Source organism: Streptococcus oralis subsp. tigurinus, assembly GCF_002093575.1.
GTDB lineage: Bacteria > Bacillota > Bacilli > Lactobacillales > Streptococcaceae > Streptococcus > Streptococcus oralis_CH.
Window position 1 is genome coordinate 365,988 of the sequence record NZ_LNVH01000001.1, and the last position, 21,723, is coordinate 387,710.

Here is a 21,723-nt window from a genome sequence, read left to right on the forward strand (position 1 = left end):
TCCTTTTATAATAATGTTCGAATAAAAAAACTATATATTTCACATATAGAATATCATATCTATATAAAAAAGAAAAGAAATTCTAAAAAAAAGCCCAGCGTTAGGAGCTTCAATGTCTCTTAACACTAGACTTCTTTTCAATATTAATAATACTCACCCTGACGGTAATCCCATGAGTTAAAGGTATCTGACAGGTGCATCATGATTTTATCAATGTCAAGCCCTTTGCGGATAACAACTGGAGCTGGTGAGATTGAACGGTCTCCTCCTTGTTCTGGGATGAGCTTACCATCTTTATCAACCATAGACACCATAACACCTTGCTCGTAGCGAGTTTCGATTGTTTTGTCCGGTTGGATGGATGCCACGTAGTCGTCTGCCTCGATGACAAGGTCCACTGCTCCTTCTATACGTTCTCCGATACCTTCCACCTTACCGCGGTTTCCTTTTCCAGATGGGTTAGCTGATGAGGCGTAGACCATTTTACCTTCTTCCCAAAGTTTGCCAGCCAGTTGTTCACCAGCTTTACCAAACTTGATGACAAAACAGCTAGTACCACGCACGTCAGTCATAAGTTCTTCACGGCCATCCCCATAAGCTTTGAGTTTCTCAAAGGCTTCTGGTTTCCATGGAAGGATACAACCGAGGAGAATGTCTTCGTCCCAATGTTTTTGGTAGAAGGCTTCAATTTCTGGGTTGAGTTGTGCTAAAGCGCGAAGCTCATCCATGCTACCACAAAGTACAACACCTGGTTTGTTACGGTTACGCTCTTTGGCTTCAAATTTGCGTTCAAGACCTGCCTTATCGCTCGTCATGATAATGTAACCAACTTTTGTAGGGCATACAATGCACCCACCCTCACCTTTTAAAATGTCATAGCCTTCTTGTGAAAGTGTTCCGTTCCATTGAATGTGTTTTGTCATAGTTCTATTTCCTTTTCTATTTTTCTTCTAGTCCTGCCAGTAGGCTGGTCGTTGTTTTTCATAGGCAGCAATCAAGTCTTCATACTGCAAGGTAATACCGATATCATCCAAACCATTTAATAGCTTGTGTTTCCATTCGCTATCAATTTCGAAAGTGAATTCTCCAACTGGTGAGATGATTTTTTGTTGTTCCAAGTCCACAGTTACCTGGTCGGTCGGTTTGAGTTGGGCTAGTTTCTCTCTAACCTCTCTGGGCTGAACAATAGGCAACATGCCATTATTGAGTTCATTATTGTAATGAATGTCCCCGAAAGATCCTGCAATCACGACCTTAAAACCATAGTCGGCTAGAGCCCAAGCTGCGTGTTCCCTCGAAGAGCCTGCGCCAAAGTTATCCCCTGAGATAAGGATACTGGCTTTACGATATTCAGGCCGGTTAAAGACAAAGTCTGGATCCTCAGTATAGTTATCGTCCAGATAACGCCAAGCATACATGAGGTACTTACCAAAGCCTTTTTTATCAATCAACTTGAGAAACTGCTTGGGTAGGATTTGGTCGGTGTCAATGTTATCATTCATGAGAGGAACGGTCGTTCCCGTATAAACTGTAAATTTCTCCATATCCTCTCCTTACTGGGCCTCTGGCATTTTTCGAACATCTACGAAACGCCCTGCGATAGCTGCCGCCGCTGCCATGGCTGGACTGCAGAGATGGGTTTTAGCACCAAATCCTTGTCTGTCTTCAAAGTTGCGGTTACTGGTTGAGGCACAATGGACACCATCAGGAACCTTGTCCGGATTCATCCCAAGGCACATAGAGCAACCTGGGTCTCTCCACTCAAAGCCAGCATCTAAGAAGACCTTATCCAAGCCCAACTTCTCCGCAGCTCGTTTGACAGGACGAGAGCCTGGAACCACGATAGCCGTTAAGTTAGGAGCTATTTTCTTCCCTTTGACAAATCGCGCAGCCAGTTGCAAGTCACTGAGACGAGCATTGGTACAAGAGCCAATAAAAATATAACCTAGTTCAATATCCGCTGGCTTTTGACCAGGCTCCAAGTCCATGTAATGATAAGCACGCTCATCGTTCATATCCTTGATTTCTGGGAAGCTACTGTCAAAGTCGACGCCCATAGCAGGATTGGTTCCCCAGGTCACCATAGGAGCCAAGTCTGAGACATCCATCCGGATAACTTTATCATAAACAGCATCATCATCGCTGACAAGCGTCTTCCAGTCAGCAACCGCCTCCTCGAAAGCCTCGGGAACGCATTCCCGTCCCTTGAGATAGTCATAGGTGGTCTGATCTGGATTCATGATTCCCATCTTGGAGCCAAACTCGATGGACATATTGCAGATGGTCATTCTCTCTTCCATGGTCAGTGCATCAATTGCTTGCCCACGATATTCCACCACATAGCCAACACCACAAGCAACGCCGTACTTGGCAATTAAGGCGAGAATGTAATCCTTAGAATAAACTCCTTTTTGAGGAACACCAGTGAATTCTACCAGCATTTTCTTGGGTTTGACCTGCCAGAGGGTCTGGGTAGCAAAGACATGCTCGACCTCACTGGTCCCAATCCCAAAAGCGATAGCTCCGAAAGCTCCGTGAGTAGCTGTGTGGCTGTCTCCACAGACGATGAATTTTCCTGGTTGCGTCCGTCCTGTTTCTGGACCAACCATATGAACGATTCCTTGCTTTTCAGAACCGTGGGCTGCATGTTCAATCCCAAACTCCTCAACATTTTCAGCAAGCTTATCAATTTGAGCCTTGGAAATCACATCTCGAATATCGTAGATATTGACCGTTGGGACATTGTGGTCAAAGGTCCCAAATGTCAAGTCTGGTCGTCTCAATCTGCGGCCTGCATCTCGTAATCCTTGAAAAGCTTGGGGACTTGTCACTTCATGAATATAGTGCTGGTCCACATACATGAGTTGGGGCTGCCCTTCTTCTCCTGTGATGACATGACGGTCCCATAATTTATCAAAAATCGATTTTCCTGCCATCCATTACCTCCAAATAAAATATAAGGCTACTAGTGTGGTCACCATCCCGAGAAACCAAACTGTTTTAAAATACCATTTTCTAGTCTTGTGGTGAAAGATGGTTCCTGCCAACCAGGCACCAAAACCACCACAAGTAAAGGCTAAAATGAGTAAGATTTTCTCTGGGACGCGCCAAGCACCTCTTCTTGCCTTGGATTTGTCAATGCCATAAATCAAGAAAATCAGCAAATTCCAAATCAAGAAGGCAAGCGTGATTCCTTCATTTATCTTCATAATCTTTCAATGATGGCTTCTGTCATTTCCTTGGTCGAAGCCGGTCCTCCAATATCTCTTGTTAAAATGCCAGCCGCTAAACTAGCTTCAACAGCATGTTCGATACGCTCTGCATTCTCATAACGTCCGAAACTATCTCTCAACATCATGGCAACTGACAAAATCATAGAAATAGGATTGGCAATTCCTTGACCTGCAATATCAGGAGCTGAACCGTGAATGGGCTCATAGAGACTTGGTCCATTTTCAGAATGACTGGCTGATGGCATGACTCCAAGCGTGCCAGATAGAACGCTTGATTCATCAGATAAGATATCTCCAAAAAGATTCTCTGTCACGATGACATCGAACTTAGCAGGATTGGTAATCATGAGCATGGCAGCTGAGTCCACCAACTGGTGCTCCAAGGTTACATCTGGAAAATCTTGCGCGACTTCCTCAACTACTCTGCGCCAGAGTTTTGATGTCGCTAGAACATTTTGCTTATCGATACTAGTAACGATTTTTCTCCGACTTCTTGCGATTTCAAATGCCTTGCGAATAATCCGCTCTACTTCCTCATAGCTATAGTCGTTGATATCACGCGCTTTTCGCTCTTCAAGGATATGATCTCCAAAGTAAATTCCACCTGTCAACTCACGCACCACGACAAAGTCTACACCAGCAATTCGTTCAGGTTTGAGAGGTGACAAATGCTTAAGACTGTCAAAGATTTTTACAGGTCGAATATTGGCATAGAGATTGAGTTCCTTACGAAGAGCTAGCAAGCCTTGTTCAGGCCGAATCGCTGCCCTATCATACTGGGGACTACCGATAGCTGCTAAGAGAATAGCATCTGCTTCTCTACATGCCTTGAGGGTTTCATCAGGTAAGGGATGCCCCACAGCATCAATACCCGCACCTCCAAAGGGGCATCTGTCTATCTCATAGTCAAATCCTGTTTTTGAAGCTAGAGCTTCCAGAACCGCTAAACCAGCTTCCATGATTTCTGGACCGATTCCATCCCCTGCTAGAGCTACTATTTTCTTTGTCATAGCCTTCTCCTTTACACACTAGGCATGTCTCGGTAGGAAACGCTGCGCCCCATCTCACCTGCATTCTCTTTTTGAACAAAGGTATTAGCATTGATATAGGCAATAGCGGAAGCCTTCAGTACATCGAAATCAAGACCTGCTGCGTTAAAGATAGTCTCTGTATCTCTGTTTTCAACAGTGACCAAGACCCGAGCCTGGGCATCAATTCCATCTGTCACCGCGTCAATAGTATAGGACACCAAACGAACAGATTGGTTAAAGAACTTATCGATAGCGTTAAAGATCGCTTCAACAGAGCCTTGCCCTGTTGCATTAAATTCGACTTTCTCACCATCCATATTGGCTAGACTAACGAGCGCTTCAATTTCATTGTCTGCATGGGTTTGAAGTTGCAAATCATCAAAGTGGAAGCCTTCTGGATTTTCAACCATGGTTCCAGCTACCAGAGCTCGAATATCTGCATCTGTGATTTCTTGTTTCTTGTCGGCTAGTGCCTTGAACTTATCAAAGAGTGGTTTGATATCCTCTTCTGTAAAATCTAGGGCCAGTTCTCTTAGTTTTTCAACAAAGGCATGGCGACCTGACAATTTTCCAAGCGGAAGACTATTACTCTTAACACCGACCAATTCAGGTGTGATGATCTCATAAGTGAGAGGATTTTTAAGGACTCCATCTTGGTGAATACCAGACTCGTGAGAGAAGGCATTACCACCAACCACGGCCTTGTTTTTAGGAACTGGAATACCAGAGAAGCGAGAAACCATTTCTGACGTATTGATTGTCTCGTTTAGAATAATGCTTGTCTCGACTTGGTAGTAATCTTGGCGAATATTGAGAGCCACTGCAATTTCTTCAAGCGCAGCATTCCCAGCTCGCTCCCCAATACCATTGATAGTCCCTTCGACACGTCCTGCACCGTTCTTGACAGCAGAAAGGCTGTTAGCCACTGCCATTCCAAGGTCGTCATGACAGTGAGGTGAATAGATAATCTGACGATCGGTCTTGATATTCTCAATCAAATGTTTGAAAATAGCGCCGTACTCTTCTGGCGTGGTAAATCCAACCGTGTCTGGGATATTGATATAAGACGCCCCTGCATCGACTGCTGTTTGAACGACTTGCAAGAGGAAATCCAACTCTGTTCTAGTCGCATCTTCAGGAGAAAATTCGACGATTTCAAACTTAGAACGTGCGTAAGAAACATGCTCCTTAATAGCTTCTAAAATCTCTTCCTTGCTCTTATTGAGCTTATACTTGCGGTGAATCGGACTAGTAGCGATAAAGACATGAACCTGTGGATACTTGGCATCCTTAAGCGCCTCGTAACAAGCATCAATATCAGACTTGACAGAGCGTGCTAGACCAGTTACCGCCGTTTTCTTCAAGACTTTAGCAATCTCCTGCACTGCCTTAAATGAGTCTGGACTAGCAGCTGGAAAACCAGCTTCGATGGCTGAAATGCCCCACTTCTCCAGCTGCCTTGCAATGGCAATTTTTTCCTTGATTGAAAAGTTAACGCCAGGTGTCTGCTCTCCATCTCGAAGGCTGGTATCTAGAAATTCAACTGTTCGCATAAGATTTCCCCTTTTCCAAATATGGTTTTAAAAAAACATCTCGCTCGGAAACCCAAGCGAGATGTTGATTTACTCCCGCTTGGTAAGCCAAACAGGACTAATGCTTTTGCACTAGCCCGAGTACCTCAACAACAAAGCAAATTGATTAAACTTAGCTGTTTTCATGTTTGACTTTCTCCTTCGTTTGATATCTTGTTTAGTATTTTAGCATAGCTAAAAACACTTGTCAATAAAAAATCCATTATTTTCTGAAAATTTCTTCAGTAAAGAATATTTTGCTAATTGAAAGTATTTGAAAACACAAGGGAATTTCCTTACTTTTTCAAAGTCAAATTCCAACTGATTTCTAGCAAGTCTAGAACGTCATCATCAGATAAACTATCATCAAGAGCAAGACTAATCCAGTAGCGTTTGTTCATATGAAAGGCAGGATAAATGCCCTTTTGTGAAAGCAAGTCAGCTACTTGGTCATGTTTGAGGTTGACAGCTTCGACTAGACCTTCTCTCCCCTTATCTAGCCTATCCCAAGGAATTCTCATTAAAACAGCATACCACTTTTTACTGTCTTCATGGCGTAATACAGCTGTATCAGGCGATTTTTCCCATAGATATTCCAACTGATTACCATACTTTTCTTGAACTTGATCCATGATGCGCTTAGTCTGAGGGCAGATAAAATCCTGCACGTCAAAACAGGCCTTCCGAATCTGATAGAGAATCTCCAGACAAGCTTGACGGACACTTCCTACAAAAGTCCCTCTCATGCTTTCCATATGGACTTGAGGATAAAGGTCACCAGTCTCCTGATCAAAAACTTGAAAGCTCACATTATCCGTAGTGATGGATACTTTCATGACAAAGTCTCCATCCAAAATCTGGAAACTGTAGGTCCAGACTCCCTCATTTTCTATAAAACCGTGGGCACTGGCTTTTTCTTGATTAAACTGATAGGATTTAAAAATTTCAAACATAAGTGAAAACTGCTACCCAAAGCTAGCAGTTCCTTTCTATTTTTTAAAATACAACCTTAGTACCGTGAAGTTGTGTCACACCCAGCTGTTCGATAAAGGTTTGACGGTTGTCCAAGTCAATCCCCCCACCTGGTAGAATTTCAATTTTACCAGCTGCATGTTCCAAAATTCTGTGATAGTGAGCGAAACGTTTTTCTAGCGAGTCTCCAGACACACCAGCACGAGTTAGGATACGAGTGACACCAGCTTGGCTGAGCCAGTCAATGGCATCCAACTGGTCTTCATCGCTTAATTCATCAAAGGCCATGTGAAAGACAATTTCCATTCCTTTAGATGCAGCAATCAGCTTCTCAAGATTAGCCTTATCCAACTTCTTATCAGCAGTTAATGCTCCAAAAACGACTCCTTGACTTCCAGCCTGCGCAGTCAAATGAATATCTTCTAACATGATTGCAATTTCAAGATCAGTATAGACAAAGTCGCCACCACGGGGACGAATCATGGTCATAATGGTCGTATCGTAGTTAGCTGCCAGTTCAACCGCTGCCTTGGTCACTCCATAGCTAGGTGTTGTTCCTCCTACTGCTAGATTGTCACAAAGTTCGATTCGACGAGCTCCAGCCTGCATCGCTTTTTCAAGCAAGGTCACATTTTCAGCACAAAATTCGTAAATCATTTGATTCTCCTTGATGTTTTCTTTAAATTTATTATATCATATTATTTTAAATATGCTTTCATTTTTATCAAGGCAAATAACTACTATTTTTATCTATTCTTTGTCAGGAATGACTTTAAAGAGATAGTAGGTGATAAAGATAGTCAAGGCTCCCAGACCGATTTTGACTGGTAAAAGAGGAGCAAAATAAATAGAAATTCCCATCAAGATATAGATAGATACGATGATTTTTTTCTTTCGTTCTCGCGCAATAGACTTGGTTTCCCGAAAGTCAGCTACATAGGTCTGATAAAGCTTTGTATGATAAAGCCAGTCTTCAAAACGCTTAGAAGATTTTGAAAAGCAAGCGATAGCTAACAAAAGAAAGGGAGTTGTTGGCAAAAGTGGTAGGACAACTCCAATGACAGCTAAAGCCAGTGAAATAAAGCCAATACAGAGATAAATGATACGCATGATTTCTCCTAGATAAATTACTCTTCCTCTAGTTTCGCACACAAGGGGGAAATTTGTCAAGCTCCAACCAAAAAGAGCCTGAAAATCATTTTCAGGACTCTTCATTTTACTTAATTTTTTCCTCTTCGTAGTCGCCATTACTACATACAACCTGCTTACCACCACCACGGACTTTTTTCTCCACAAGAAAATGTCCGCATTTTGGACAGTCACGGCCAATTGGTTTGTCCCAGGAAGTAAATTCACATTCTGGATAGCGATTGCAACCATAGAAGATACGATTGCGCTTGGTTTTGCGTTCGATGATTTGTCCTTGATGACAGCTTGGACACTCGACTCCAATCTCTTTGACAATTGCTTGTGTGTGACGGCAGTCTGGGAAATTGCTACATGCATAGAATTTACCAAAACGGCCTAGCTTAATCACCATTGGACTACCACAGACTTCACAGTCAAATCCAGCTGGCTCATCCTTGATCTGAATTTTTTCCATTTCAGCTTCAGCCTTGGCTACATCTTTGGAGAATGGTTTGTAAAAGGCGTCAATGACCCGTTGCCACTGCTCTTTTCCAACCTCGACATCATCCAGTTTTCCTTCCATTTCAGCTGTGAAGGTCACATTGACGATGTCTGGGAAGTATTCAACGATGAGCTTGTTAACAATTTCTCCCAATTCTGTTGGTTCAAATCGTTTGGATGCCAGACGAACATAATAGCGTTTCTGGATGGTTTCAATGGTGGGAGCATAGGTTGACGGACGTCCAACTCCATTTTCTTCCAAGGTCTTGATAAGAGTCGCTTCAGAATAGCGTGCAGGTGGTTGGGTGAAATGTTGTTCTGGCTTGCTATTGACCTGTTTGACCACATCTCCAACAGCCATATCTGGCAACATTTTGTTCTTGTCAGAGTCGTTGTAGATAGCAAGATATCCATCAAACTTAACTTGGCTTCCATTTGCCGCAAACTGAACCCCATTTTGAGAGAGCTTAACAGCCATGGTATCAAAGATAGCGCCTGTCATCTGGCTAGCCACAAAACGGTTCCAGATAAGGGTATAGAGCTTGAGCTGGTCTTTGTCCAAGTACTTAGCGATACTTTCAGGTGTGTTAAAGACACTAGATGGACGAATGGCTTCGTGGGCATCCTGAGCACCTGAGGCATTCTTGACCCTGCTACCATGCTTGGAATACTTGCTACCAAAACGGTCGTTAATGTAGCTTGCCGCTTCGTTCTGAGCCACAGGACTGATACGAGTCGAGTCTGTACGCATATAGGTAATCAAACCTTGCACGCCTGATCCGATATTGATCCCTTCATAGAGCTGTTGGGCCACCATCATAGTCTTTCGAGTACGGAAATTGATTTTGTTAGCAGCATCCATCTGCATGGTTGAAGTTGTATAAGGTAGGGGCGCATTGCGTTTGCGTTCTTTCTTATCTACCTGGTCTACTGTGAAATCTTTACTAGTCAAATGGGACAAGACTTCTTTGACTTCTTCATTAGTGGTCAATTTCATCTTTTTGCCATTCATACCATAGAAAGAAGCCTGAAATTGCTTGGTACCCTTCTTAAAGACACCATCAATTGTCCAGTATTCTTCCGGTTGGAAGGCATTGATCTCATTTTCACGGTCAATGATGAGCTTAAGAGCAACAGACTGCACGCGTCCTGCTGATAAGCCCTTCTTGACCTTTTTCCACAAAATTGGCGAAATCGAATACCCCACCAAGCGGTCTAAGACACGACGAGCTTGTTGGGCGTCGACCAAGTCCATGTCAATCTTGCGAGGCTCTTTAAAGGCATTTTTCACTGCGTCCTTGGTGATTTCATTAAAAACCACACGGTTGGCATCATTCTCATCCAAATCAAGGATATGAGCTAAATGCCAGGAAATTGCTTCTCCTTCACGGTCCGGGTCACTCGCAAGAAAGACTTTATTGGACTTTTTAGCTTCTTTTTTCAAGTCATTAATGAGAGGGCCTTTTCCACGGATATTGATATATTGCGGTTCATAGTTGTTTTCAATGTCGACCGACATACTGGATTTTTTCAAATCACGGATATGCCCGACACTGGCTAAAACCTTGTAATTTCTGCCTAAATATTTCTCAATCGTTTTCGCCTTGGCAGGCGACTCTACGATGACTAGATTTTTTTTAACTGTTGATTTTTTCTTCTTTGTTGCCGTAGCCACACTATCACACCTTTTCAAAGTAATAAACTTTATAAAGTGTAAACCATTTTTCTATAGCTGTCAAGACCTAAGTCTTATATATAAGAAGAAAAGTTTATCTGAGTGAACAAATTTCTCCTTAAAATTCAAACTCAGCCAGCACATCTTGACCGCTGGAAATCAGCTTTGCTCCCTCTTGGATCAGGTGGTGACAGCCATCTGAATGACCGTCTAAAATGTTTCCTGGAATAGCAAAGACATCACGACCTTCCTCCATAGCTCGCTCACAGGTGATGAGACTCCCTGAACGCATTCTTGCCTCTGCTACAATGACTCCTCGACATAGTCCTGCTATGATTCGATTACGAGCTGGAAAGTGAAATTTCAAGGGTTCTTCACCAGGTCCATACTCGCTAAGTATCAAATGGTGATTGCCAATGTGTTCCTGCAAACGTTTATTGGCTCGGGGATAAAAAACATCCAATCCTGTTCCAATCACTGCAATCGTTCTTCCTCCATTCTGGAGTGCAGCCATATGGGCAGCCGTATCAATCCCTTTAGCTAAACCACTGACCACAATTAACTCGTTTTCCAAACCTTGGATAACTCTCTGAACCGACTTTGCTCCCTGACTAGAACATGAACGGCTCCCTACAACAGCAACCTTCGGAAACTTCAACAAGTCTAGATTTCCTTTATAAAACAAGAGCACTGGAGCATCATAAATCTCACTCAGATCCCAAGGATAACAGTCATCAAGAATAGAAAAGGATGGAAATTTCTGAAACTCCTTCTCCAACTGTGCATCATCTATCTGGAAATAGCGTTCCATAAAAACCGCTGGATTACGGCATCCTGAAATTTCTGCAATATCACCCAGCAAGAGCTCCTGATCTATAGTCTCATCGTATTCAAGAACAGTTAAAATTTGTTGATTGGTCAGCCCAGCTTTTCTCAATTTGTAAATCTCATAGTTTGTGATCTTCATATACAACTCCATTTCTTTTTCTACTCATCTATCTATTCGTAAAAAAAATAAAAAGAAGACCAAGGATCTTCTTTTTTTCATTTATTCAGCTTTAGTAGTTGACCAGCTACTTTCAACCATCGGTAAGATTGTTTTTAAAGTTTCCCCATCCCCTTCAAGTGAAACATAGCGGATTTTACCATCATTTGATCGGAAAACCCAGGTAATGAGGTATTTCCCTGACTTAGCAATTGCATTGACAACATAGGCTTCATAACCTCCAATGGTCGATTTGGAGCCCCAAACCTTACTGAAATCAGAGCTTTGTTCTTTAGAAGTTAAAATACTAGATGAGACAGTCACAACATCCAGTTTAGCATATTCTTCTTCGCTGATATTGAACTGATCAGCCTTGAAGGTATTCAGCGTAACAATGTTGATATCTGTTCCATCACAATACTGTATATCATTTCCACCTTCTACTTCATGGAATCGAACCCATGATTTGGGTACCTTGACAAATCCATATTCATTCGAACCGATGATTTGCGTCTCTTCCTTTTTCGCTTCAGAAACTGCAGAGCTAGAGCTACTCGTTTCCTGACTGCTAGAAGAACTAACAACCGCAGTCGAACTTTCTTCGGTTGCTGTTTGCGAATTATTGGAGCATGAAGCTAAAAAAGCACTAACAGTAACTACAGTACCTAAAATCAATAATTTTTTCATCCTACCACCTCTCCATCTGCATTATAAGAAAAATAAGAACTTCTGTCAAATTCTGACCTGATCTATTTTGTCAGTTGATGATTTTACTCGCTCTCATTTAAAGTAAAAACTCTTGAAGAATCTTCAAGAGTTTTATTTTCTATTTCTATTCTTCATCCATGCTCAAGACGCTAAGGAAGGCTTCTTGTGGTACTTCTACTGATCCGATGGCTTTCATGCGTTTCTTACCAGCTTTTTGTTTTTCAAGGAGTTTGCGTTTACGAGAAACGTCACCACCATAACATTTGGCAAGTACGTTCTTACGAAGGGCCTTGATATCTGTACGAGCCACGATCTTGTGCCCAATAGCTGCTTGGATCGGCACCTCAAATTGTTGACGAGGGATGATTTTCTTAAGTTTATCCACGATGAGTTTCCCACGTTCGTAGGCAAAATCCTTGTGAACGATAAAGCTGAGGGCGTCCACCTTGTCTCCATTGAGAAGGATATCCATTTTGACCAGCTTAGATGGGCGGTACTCTGACAATTCGTAGTCAAAGCTTGCGTAACCACGCGTCGAAGACTTGAGCTTATCAAAGAAGTCAAAGACGATTTCAGCAAGTGGAATCTGATAGATAACATTGACACGATTATCATCAATATAGTCCATGGTCACAAAGTCCCCACGCTTGCGCTGAGCCAATTCCATCACTGCTCCGACAAACTCCTGTGGTACCATGATTTGCGCCTTAACATAAGGCTCTTCAATAGTCGCAATCTTGGTTGGGTCTGGAAATTCAGAGGGGTTAGACACATCCATAGACTCACCGTCAGTTTGGTTAACCTTGTAAATAACAGACGGAGCTGTCATGATAAGGTCAATGTTGAACTCACGCTCCAAACGCTCTTGGATAACATCCATATGGAGAAGTCCAAGGAATCCACAACGGAAACCAAATCCAAGGGCCTGAGATGTTTCTGGTTCAAACTGCAAGCTAGCATCATTGAGTTGCAATTTTTCTAGGGCTTCACGAAGGTCATTGTACTTGTTTGACTCAATTGGATAAAGACCAGCAAAGACCATAGGATTCATCTGCTTGTATCCATCTAGCGGTTCTGCTGCTGGATTGCTTGCTAGAGTAACTGTATCACCCACGCGCGTATCTTGAACTGTCTTGATAGAAGCCGCAATATAACCAACGTCACCTGTCGCTAGAAAATCACGACCAACTGCTTTCGGCGTGAAAATACCGACCTCCGTCACATCAAAGGTCTTGCCATTGCTCATGAGCTGAATCTTATCGCCAGGTTTAACCACTCCGTCCATAACACGCACTTGGAGGATAACCCCACGGTAAGCATCGTAAACAGAGTCGAAAATCAATGCTTTGAGTGGCGCCGTTACATCACCAGTTGGAGCTGGCACTTTTTCAACGATCTGCTCAAGAATTTCTTCAATACCAATACCAGCTTTGGCTGAAGCCAAGACCGCTTCGCTGGCATCCAGTCCGATGACATCCTCAATCTCTGTACGCACACGCTCTGGATCGGCTGCTGGTAGGTCAATCTTGTTAATGACGGGCAAGATTTCCAAATCATTATCCAAGGCTAAATAAACGTTAGCAAGAGTTTGCGCCTCAATCCCTTGGGCCGCATCAACCACCAAAATCGCTCCTTCACAGGCAGCTAGCGAACGCGACACTTCATAGGTAAAGTCCACGTGCCCTGGCGTGTCAATCAAGTGGAAAATATAGGTCTCACCATCTTTCGCAGTGTAATTAAGCTCAATGGCATTGAGTTTAATGGTAATCCCACGTTCACGCTCAAGATCCATACTATCCAGAAGTTGGGCTTGCATTTCACGACTAGAAACCGTCTCCGTCTTTTCCAAAATGCGGTCTGCTAGGGTTGATTTCCCATGGTCAATATGGGCGATAATAGAGAAGTTCCGAATCTTCTCCTGTCGTTTTTTCAAATCTTCTAAGTTCATGATGCTCTTCCTTTCAGGGTATCTATTAATTATAAATTGTTTTTAACATTTTGACAAGACCATACCCTGCTAGGAGTACTAATCTTCGGCAATAAAGCCATCATTTTCGATAAAGTGGTGTTCTGTCATTCCTTGGTCTGTAAAGACGATCCCATGAAGGACACCACCATAGACAGCTCCTCCATCCATGCCAATCTTGCCATCCTCTGTTATCCAAAGCTCAGCTGTACCTCGGTCTTGCTTCAGTAAGCCATAAACTGGTGTATGCCCAAAGACAATGGTTTTCCCAGTATGATTTTCGGCTTCGTGGAATGGTTTTCTGAGCCAGACTTTCTTGTAATCTGTTGTTTCATGCCAGTCTTCCAAGGTCAAGTCAATACCCGCATGAACAAAGATATACTTGTCTGTCTCCACCACAAATGGCATTTGACGAATAAATCCGACCAAGTCTGCTGCTTCTGTCGCAACCCGTTTGGCATCTTCTACGCCATCAACTGGTGCATCCAAGGGACGACCTAAAATTGAGTTAATGGTTGTATCACCACCATTGCGACGATAATGGTCATAGCTTTCTTCTGGGTCATCAAGCCAAGTCAGAAACATATACTCATGGTTACCTGATAAACAAATAGCTCCTTGATTGTCGACCAAGTCTTTGACCATCTCTAGAACACGGCGACTGTCTTCACCTCGGTCAATCAAATCCCCTAGAAAGAGCAACTGAGTTTGACCATCCCAGGTCTTGAGCAGATCTTCTAGCATACCTGCCTTTCCGTGAACATCTCCAATTACATAATAGTCTGTCATTTATTTCATCCTCGTTTGCAATAATTCTCTGGCTTGGGTAAGGGCAGCTTCTGTTACATTCTCCCCAGCTAACATCTTAGCTACTTCCTCTACTCGCTCTTCTAAAGTCAAGAGGCGAACCGTCGACACCGTTGAGTGCTCATCGCTAATCTTCTCAATAAAGAATTGATAATCCGCGATGGCAATCACTTGTGGAAGGTGAGAAATAGCAAGAACCTGACCATGCTGACCAATCTTATGAATCTTCTGAGCGATGGCTTGGGCCACGCGACCTGAAACTCCAGTATCCACCTCATCAAAGACAATACTAGTCTTCCCTTCCTTACGAGAAAAGGCTGACTTGATAGCCAACATGAGACGGGATAATTCCCCACCGGACGCAACTTTGACCAAAGGCTTAAAGTCTTCACCAGGGTTGGTGGAAATGTAAAATTCGACCATTTCATTCCCCTCACGACTAAATTTGCCCTTACTAAAGCGAACCTGGAATTGTGCTTTCTCCATATAGAGGTCTTGCAGTTCTTGTTTAATCTCAGCTTCGAGCTGCTGGGCCAAATCATGACGAGCGGATGCAAGCTGCCCCGCCAAATCAACAAGATTAACTTCCAATTTCTTGAGCTCTGCTTCCATGTCTTCGGAAGAAAGGTTATTTCCAGTCAAGAGATTGTACTCATCCGTAATCTTGGCAAAATAAAGCAAGACATCGTCTACAGTCCCACCATACTTGCGAGTAATAGTATTCAGAAGATCTAAGCGATTTTCAACTTGCATGAGGCGATTGCCATCAAAATCCAAGTCCTCAATAATATCTTCTAGACGCTTTGTAATATCTTCTAAAACATAGTAGGTTTCTGACAGAGAACTTGAAATTTCACGGTATTCAGGATCGTATTCTTCGACACTTTCCATGTCATTCATGGCTGAACGGACATTAGCAAGACTGGAGAATTCCTCATTGTCCAACATGCTATAAGCGTTGGTTAGCGTATCCGCAATATTTTTATGATTGAGGAGTTTATCTCGTTCTTGGTTGAGAGCCAAGTCTTCACCAGCCTGCAAGTTTGCAGCCTCAATCTCTGCCATCTGAAATTCCAACATCTCAATACGAGCCTTGTGTTCCTGCTGATTTTTCTTGACTTCCAAAACCTGCTTACGCATTTTGCGATAGGCATCAAAGCTCGTCTGATAGGTTTCTTTCAACTCCAAGAAAGCTGCATCACCAAACTCATCCAACATCTGGATGTGCAGTTGAGGACGCATTAACTCCTCTTGGTCATGCTGGCCATGGATATCCACAAGGTGTTGCCCAATAGCACGCAAGACAGAAAGATTGACCATCTGACCATTCACGCGACTAACACTACGACCATTTTGCAAAATTTCCCGACGGATGATGATCTCCTCACCCATTTCCAAACCTTGCTCATCAAAAAGTTCCTGTAAAAGGCGACTATTTTCAACCGAGAAAAGCCCCTCTATCTCTGCCTTTGGCGAACCATGACGAATAACGTCTGTCGTTGCACGAGCTCCCAACATGAGATTCATAGCGTCGATAATGATAGACTTCCCAGCACCCGTTTCTCCGGTTAAAACAGTCATACCCTTTTCAAAATTGAGCGAAATCGCCTCAATAATGGCAAAGTTTTTTATCGAAATTTCAAGTAACATACTGACCTACCATTTTTTGACTTGTTCAACAATTTCCTCAGCTGCCTCTGCTGTTCTAGCTACAATTAAGATAGAATCATCATCAGCTAGACAGCTAAAAATCTGTTCAGAGAATGCCTCAACCAACTGACTCTTCACAAAAATAGTATTTCCAGGAATGACAGCAAGATTGATCATATTTCCCATTAACTCAGAACTCACAATATTATCCTCAGCCAACTGCAAACTTTTGACGATTGATTTTGGCAACTCATAGATATAGGTGTTGTTCTTCAAAGGAATTTTAACAATCCCAAGCTCCTTGATGTCCCTTGAGACAGTGGCTTGCGTAGCAGAAATACCTGCTTCCTTCAAATGCTCAACGATTTCTTCCTGAGTCCCGATTTGATAATCCGTAACAAATCTTCTAATTTTTTCAAGTCTCTCTTTTTTATTCATCTTTAAATTCTCTATGTGCTCTCTCTACAACTTTTTCTATTTCAGGGGCAACTTGATTGCTTGCTCCCTCTTCTTTTTTCAAATATACCAGAAATTCGATGTTTCCATGTCCACCTTGGATTGGTGAATAGTCTAATCCAAACACTGAAAAACCTTGTTCAACTGCCATAGCAGTGACAGATTCAAGGACATGTTGATGAACCTTGGCATCGCGAATGATTCCATTCTTCCCAATCTGCTCACGACCTGCTTCAAACTGGGGCTTAACCAGAGCCACGACCTGACCTTGATCAGCCAAGACACGATGCAAAGCAGGCAAAATCAGACTGAGGGAAATGAAACTCACATCAATACTGGCAAAGCTTGGTTCCTGCTCAAAATCAGTCTTCTCAGCATAACGAAAATTAAACTGCTCCATGCTGACAACCCGTGGGTCTTGGCGTAATTTCCAAGCCAACTGATTGGTGCCAACATCGACTGCAAAGACTAACTCAGCACCATTTTGCAACATGACGTCAGTAAAGCCTCCAGTGGAAGCCCCAATATCAATCGTGGTTGCTCCCTCGACTGACAAATCAAAAACCTCCAAGGCCTTCTCTAGTTTTAGACCACCTCGACTGACATACTTGAGTTTTTCACCCTTGAGTTTTAGTTCAGTATCATCTGGAATTTTCTCTCCTGGCTTGTCAAAGCGTTCTCCATTAAGGACAGCTACGACTAGTCCAGCCATGACACCGCGCTTGGCTTGTTCACGCGTTTCAAACAAACCCTGTTTATAAGCTAGTACATCCACTCTTTCCTTAGCCATTGATTCTTAAACTTTCTACTACTTTTACAATCGATTCTGTTTCAAAGGGAACCTGCTGGGCGATTTCTTCTAATTTAGCCTCGGCTTGATCCAGAGTTTGGTTACAAAAGGCAATAGCCTCTTCCAAGCCCAACAAGGCAGGATAGGTTGATTTTTCAGCTTGTAAATCCTTTTGTGGTGTTTTGCCGATTTCCTCAAAACTAGCTGTCACATCCAGTACATCATCTCGAACTTGAAAGGCCAGCCCAATCAATTCACCAACAGTTTTCAGTTTTACCTGCATTTCAGGAGCCAATTCAGCTATAATAGCAGCTGCTTGGAAAGGATAGGCCAGTAACTTACCTGTTTTATTTGCATGAATGGTCTGAAGCTCTTCCAAGAACAAATGTTGGTGTTCACCCTCCATGTCTAAAACCTGCCCTGCCACCATACCTAGACTTCCTGAAGCAAGCGATAAGTTGGCAATCAAATCCACCTTGATCTGACTTGGCAAATCTGCCTGCGCTATCAAGGTATAGGGATCTAGGAACAAGGCGTCTCCCGCTAAAATCGCCATCGCTTCGCCAAATTTCTTGTGATTTGTCAAACGCCCTCGACGGTAATCGTCGTCATCCATAGCTGGAAGGTCATCGTGAATCAAGCTCCCTGTATGAATCATTTCCAAGGCCGCAGCCACTTGGGCATGAGCAGGTTTGATAGCAACTTGCAAGGCTTCCAGAACTTCTAACAAGAGAAATGGGCGAATTCGCTTGCCACCAGCATGAATGGAATAGAGAACAGACTCTCGCAAACTAGAGGCAAACTGCTGGTCTCCATAAAAATTTTCCAAAGCCGACTCAACAAGAGCTAATTTTTCTTGCTTCTTCATTCAAAATCACTTTCTGTTCCGTCTTCTTGCATAACCTTGACCAAGGTTTTTTCAGCCTTGTCCAGCGTCGCTTGGAGCTCTTTTGACAAGACCATGCCCTTTTGAAAGGCCGCAATTGCATCTTCCAAAGCAATTTCACCATTTTCCAAACTTTGGACAATGGACTCTAGTTCTGCTAGATTTTCCTCAAATTTCTTTTGTTTTGACATCTTTAACCTCTAATTCTACTTGACCATCTCGCATCAAAAGCGTCACTTGGTCTTTTTTATTCAACATCTCAACAGAATCGACTACTGACCCTTCTTTTTTGACAATTGCATAACCACGAGCCACGATTCGACTGGTATCCAACATCAACAAAGCTTCTGAAAGTCGCTTGACTTCAGCAACCTTAACATCATAAACAAGCGCCATCTGGCTACGTAGGAGCTTATCCAACTGACCTAGACGATCTTGATAGCGTTGGATTTTGGTAATAGGTGATAATTGGACCAGTTGATGCGTCCTTGCTTGGACTAGCTGTTTATTATCAGAAATCCGTGTTCGCAAACTTTGTTTTAAGCGCAGCTGTAGTTGATCTAACCGTTGCAAATAACCATCATACAAGCGCTCTGGCTGTCTAAAGATGACGGACTGACTGCATTTTTTCAAAGCTTCTTGTTTCTTAGATAGGACATTTCGGACTGCTGTTGCCATTCGTTTTTCTTGATTTTGTAAATGGCTCAAGAGATCCAACTTGGTCACAGGCGTTGCCAGTTCAGCTGCAGCTGTTGGCGTCGCAGCACGACGATCGGCCACAAAGTCTGCCAAGGTCACATCCGTCTCATGCCCCACACTAGAAATGACGGGCAAACGGGATTCAAAAATAGCCCGTACCACAATTTCTTCGTTAAAGGCCCAGAGATCCTCTATGGAACCACCACCACGACCAATAATGAGCAAATCCAAATCGTCACGTTGATTGGCACGCGCAATATTTCGAGCAATTTCCTCCGCAGCTCCATCACCTTGCACCTTGGTCGGATAGAGAAGGATATCGACACCAGGAAAACGTCTGCTGACGGTCGTGATAATATCTCGAATAACGGCTCCACTACGACTAGTCACCACACCGATTCGCTTAGCAAACTGGGGAAGAGGTTGCTTGAAGCGTTCTTGAAACAGGCCTTCTTCTGTTAATTTTTTCTTGAGTTGTTCAAACTGAATCGCAAGCGCCCCAACCCCATCGGGTTCAGCCTTTTCAATGATGATAGAGTAGCTCCCACTGGGTTCATAGACCTGCACACGCCCAATCACATTGATTTTCATTCCCTCTTCCAGGTCGAAACCTAATTTTTGATAAATCCCAGACCAGATGGTCGCTTGAATGACTGCATGATCATCTTTTAAGGAGAAATATTGGTGAGTAGGTCGTTTACGAAAGTTGGAAACTTGACCAGTTAAATAGACCCGTTCCAAGTAAGGGTCTTTATCGAATTTCATTTTCAGATACTTGGTCAAAGTTGTTACCGATAAATACTTTTCCATCTCCACCTACTATTCATTTTCTTGCTTTTCCATGGGTATTATTATACCAAAAACATGCTTAAAAATCACCTTTTTCCTACTGAAACTAAAGGAAAAATAGAAAAAGGAGGCATGGCCTCCTCATCTGATTATTTACTGTTTCGCGCTTCTTCCAAAATCTTTGCAATTTTTGTCGTCAAAAGATCGATAGCAACGGTATTGCTGACTCCCTCAGGAATGACGATATCGGCATAACGCTTAGTCGGCTCGATAAACTGGTGGTACATGGGTTTAACTACACCTAAGTACTGCTCAATGACACTGTCAAGGCTACGTCCACGCTCTTCCATATCACGCTTGATACGACGAATAATACGCACATCATCATCTGTATCCACAAAAATCTTGATATCCATCAAATCGCGCAGACGCTTGTCCTCCAAGACCAGAATCCCCTCAACGATAAAGACATCCTGAGGCTCCTGACGATAGGTCTTGCTACTCCGTGTATGCGCTGTATAGTCATAAGTTGGAATGTCCACCGGGCGCCCTGCCAACAATTCCTTAATCTGCTCGATCATCAAGTCTGTATCAAAGGCAAATGGATGGTCGTAGTTGGTTTTGACACGCTCTTCAAAGGTCAAGTGAGACTGATCCTTGTAGTAAGAATCATGCTCAATCATGGAAATCTTTTCATCAGGAAAGTGAGATAAAATGGCTCTTGAAACACTGGTCTTACCACCACCAGAACCACCTGTTACTCCGATAATGATTGGTCTATTTTGCATGCTATCCTCCGTTTTTTATCCGTCGTCTATTCTATCACATTTTTTGCAAAATTTATAGTCTGATTTGGATAGTCTAGGGAAAACAAATCCATCCCCACACTCCAGTTAGACTAGCCAAAAACCTTTCTTGGTTTGTAGAAATTGTCCCTTTTTTCTAAAATGGCAAGCAATTTATCACCTTCAAAGGCAGCCAATTCTTTGTCTGTTTGTTCTAACTCGATAAAACGACCAAAGCGCACTTCTGTAGCCTCTTCTGGAGTTAGGATAACTTTAACAAGGTCCCCTGTTCCAATTTCAAGAGGATGGAGAAAGTTCAGTTGACCAGCCTCTACTTTTTCAGCAATTTCGTCTAAGGTAAGAGCATCTTCTAGCTGCAAACCTGCAGCACTGGTCCGTGTCAAATGAGACATATGGGCCGCATAACCCAGCTTCTCACCTAAATCAACCGATAAGGTACGGATATAAGTCCCCTTACTGCATTTCACACGAAAAGTGAAACGCGCAAGTTCGCCCTCATAAGAAATCGGACTTGTTCGTTCAAATTGATAAATGGTCACCTGACGTTCTGGACGCTCCACTTCCTGACCTGCACGCGCATACTCATAGAGCTTGCGACCATTAACCTTAACAGCCGAATACATAGGTGGAATCTGAGTAATAGGCCCAGTCAGACCCGCAATCGCTTCATCGACAGTGGTTTCATCCAAGGGCGACAAAACAGGTGTCTCTGCAACTACTTCTCCACTTGCATCCTCGGTCGTCGTTGAATAGCCCAGAGTAATCTCTCCCTCATAGACCTTGCCCTCATCCTGCATAAATTCGACCATGCGTGTCGCCTTACCAACCGCAATAGGTAAAACACCTACTACATCCGGATCTAAGGTCCCACCATGACCGATTTTCTTTGTCCCTAATATCTTACGCAGTTTAAAAACCGCGTCATGCGAGGTCATCCCCGCTTCTTTTTTTAAGTTGATAATACCGTTCATGTGTTGCTTTCTGATTTCATTCATGAAATATCTTCTTCAAGAATTGTAATGTAATTATCTTTTGTAACAAAAGATTTGCTGCTTTTCTTCTAGTGATGG

22 protein-coding genes are annotated in these 21,723 nt (G+C 42.9%); all 22 read right to left on the bottom strand.

Annotated features, from left to right (window positions below; translation table 11 throughout):
- Nucleotides 1–143: 143 nt before the first annotated feature.
- Nucleotides 144–923, bottom strand: a complete 780-nt coding sequence (locus tag ATE37_RS01820; protein WP_084867418.1) for an L-threonylcarbamoyladenylate synthase — start codon at nt 921–923, stop codon at nt 144–146.
- Nucleotides 924–950: 27 nt separating this feature from the next.
- A complete protein-coding gene (gene leuD, locus ATE37_RS01825) occupies nt 951–1,544 on the bottom strand; it encodes a 3-isopropylmalate dehydratase small subunit (protein ID WP_000410640.1) in 594 nt (197 codons plus the stop codon).
- A gap of 9 nt (nt 1,545–1,553) precedes the next feature.
- Nucleotides 1,554–2,936 carry a 3-isopropylmalate dehydratase large subunit gene (gene leuC / locus ATE37_RS01830; RefSeq protein ID WP_084867419.1) on the bottom strand — a complete coding sequence of 461 codons (1,383 nt, stop codon included), beginning with the start codon at nt 2,934–2,936 and terminating at the stop codon, nt 1,554–1,556.
- Nucleotides 2,937–2,939: 3 nt separating this feature from the next.
- On the bottom strand, nt 2,940–3,209 hold the full coding sequence (locus tag ATE37_RS01835; protein ID WP_084867421.1) for a DUF1294 domain-containing protein: 270 nt from the start codon (nt 3,207–3,209) through the stop codon (nt 2,940–2,942).
- Entirely contained in the window at nt 3,206–4,243 is a 1,038-nt protein-coding gene (gene leuB, locus ATE37_RS01840) for a 3-isopropylmalate dehydrogenase (protein ID WP_084867423.1), read from the bottom strand. The genes ATE37_RS01835 and leuB overlap by 4 nt, the downstream gene beginning before the upstream one ends.
- Nucleotides 4,244–4,254: 11 nt before the next feature.
- Entirely contained in the window at nt 4,255–5,817 is a 1,563-nt protein-coding gene (locus tag ATE37_RS01845; protein WP_084867425.1) for a 2-isopropylmalate synthase, read from the bottom strand.
- A gap of 314 nt (nt 5,818–6,131) precedes the next feature.
- Nucleotides 6,132–6,788, bottom strand: coding sequence for an MmcQ/YjbR family DNA-binding protein (locus ATE37_RS01850; RefSeq protein WP_084867426.1), 657 nt, complete (start codon nt 6,786–6,788; stop codon nt 6,132–6,134).
- Nucleotides 6,789–6,831: 43 nt separating this feature from the next.
- Nucleotides 6,832–7,464 (bottom strand): copper homeostasis protein CutC, encoded by a 633-nt coding sequence (locus tag ATE37_RS01855; RefSeq protein WP_084867428.1) that lies wholly within the window; start codon nt 7,462–7,464, stop codon nt 6,832–6,834.
- Between the two features lie 93 nt (nt 7,465–7,557).
- Nucleotides 7,558–7,917, bottom strand: coding sequence for a YbaN family protein (locus ATE37_RS01860; RefSeq protein ID WP_001220350.1), 360 nt, complete (start codon nt 7,915–7,917; stop codon nt 7,558–7,560).
- 106 nt (nt 7,918–8,023) lie between these two features.
- On the bottom strand, nt 8,024–10,111 hold the full coding sequence (topA, locus tag ATE37_RS01865) for a type I DNA topoisomerase (RefSeq protein ID WP_084867430.1): 2,088 nt from the start codon (nt 10,109–10,111) through the stop codon (nt 8,024–8,026).
- Nucleotides 10,112–10,229: 118 nt separating this feature from the next.
- A complete protein-coding gene (dprA, locus tag ATE37_RS01870; RefSeq protein WP_084867432.1) occupies nt 10,230–11,078 on the bottom strand; it encodes a DNA-processing protein DprA in 849 nt (282 codons plus the stop codon).
- 81 nt (nt 11,079–11,159) lie between these two features.
- Entirely contained in the window at nt 11,160–11,783 is a 624-nt protein-coding gene (locus ATE37_RS01875; protein WP_084867434.1) for a hypothetical protein, read from the bottom strand.
- 145 nt (nt 11,784–11,928) lie between these two features.
- Nucleotides 11,929–13,752 carry a translation elongation factor 4 gene (gene lepA, locus ATE37_RS01880; protein WP_001047158.1) on the bottom strand — a complete coding sequence of 608 codons (1,824 nt, stop codon included), beginning with the start codon at nt 13,750–13,752 and terminating at the stop codon, nt 11,929–11,931.
- 78 nt (nt 13,753–13,830) lie between these two features.
- Nucleotides 13,831–14,559: a metallophosphoesterase family protein gene (locus tag ATE37_RS01885; protein WP_084867435.1), complete on the bottom strand. Its 729-nt coding sequence runs from the start codon at nt 14,557–14,559 to the stop codon at nt 13,831–13,833.
- Complete coding sequence (gene recN, locus ATE37_RS01890) at nt 14,560–16,227, bottom strand: DNA repair protein RecN (protein WP_084867437.1); 1,668 nt, start codon at nt 16,225–16,227, stop codon at nt 14,560–14,562.
- A gap of 6 nt (nt 16,228–16,233) precedes the next feature.
- Entirely contained in the window at nt 16,234–16,665 is a 432-nt protein-coding gene (locus ATE37_RS01895; RefSeq protein WP_001034390.1) for an arginine repressor, read from the bottom strand.
- Entirely contained in the window at nt 16,658–17,473 is an 816-nt protein-coding gene (locus ATE37_RS01900) for a TlyA family RNA methyltransferase (protein WP_084867439.1), read from the bottom strand. The genes ATE37_RS01895 and ATE37_RS01900 overlap by 8 nt, the downstream gene beginning before the upstream one ends.
- A complete protein-coding gene (locus tag ATE37_RS01905) occupies nt 17,466–18,341 on the bottom strand; it encodes a polyprenyl synthetase family protein (protein ID WP_084867441.1) in 876 nt (291 codons plus the stop codon). Before ATE37_RS01905 ends, ATE37_RS01900 begins: the two co-directional genes overlap by 8 nt.
- Nucleotides 18,338–18,550, bottom strand: a complete 213-nt coding sequence (locus ATE37_RS01910) for an exodeoxyribonuclease VII small subunit (RefSeq protein WP_000043224.1) — start codon at nt 18,548–18,550, stop codon at nt 18,338–18,340. Before ATE37_RS01910 ends, ATE37_RS01905 begins: the two co-directional genes overlap by 4 nt.
- On the bottom strand, nt 18,528–19,868 hold the full coding sequence (gene xseA / locus ATE37_RS01915) for an exodeoxyribonuclease VII large subunit (RefSeq protein ID WP_084867442.1): 1,341 nt from the start codon (nt 19,866–19,868) through the stop codon (nt 18,528–18,530). Before xseA ends, ATE37_RS01910 begins: the two co-directional genes overlap by 23 nt.
- A gap of 128 nt (nt 19,869–19,996) precedes the next feature.
- Nucleotides 19,997–20,635 carry a uridine kinase gene (gene udk / locus ATE37_RS01920; RefSeq protein ID WP_001181372.1) on the bottom strand — a complete coding sequence of 213 codons (639 nt, stop codon included), beginning with the start codon at nt 20,633–20,635 and terminating at the stop codon, nt 19,997–19,999.
- 110 nt (nt 20,636–20,745) lie between these two features.
- Nucleotides 20,746–21,624, bottom strand: a complete 879-nt coding sequence (gene truB / locus ATE37_RS01925) for a tRNA pseudouridine(55) synthase TruB (RefSeq protein ID WP_084867631.1) — start codon at nt 21,622–21,624, stop codon at nt 20,746–20,748.
- Between the last annotated feature and the right edge of the window lie 99 nt (nt 21,625–21,723).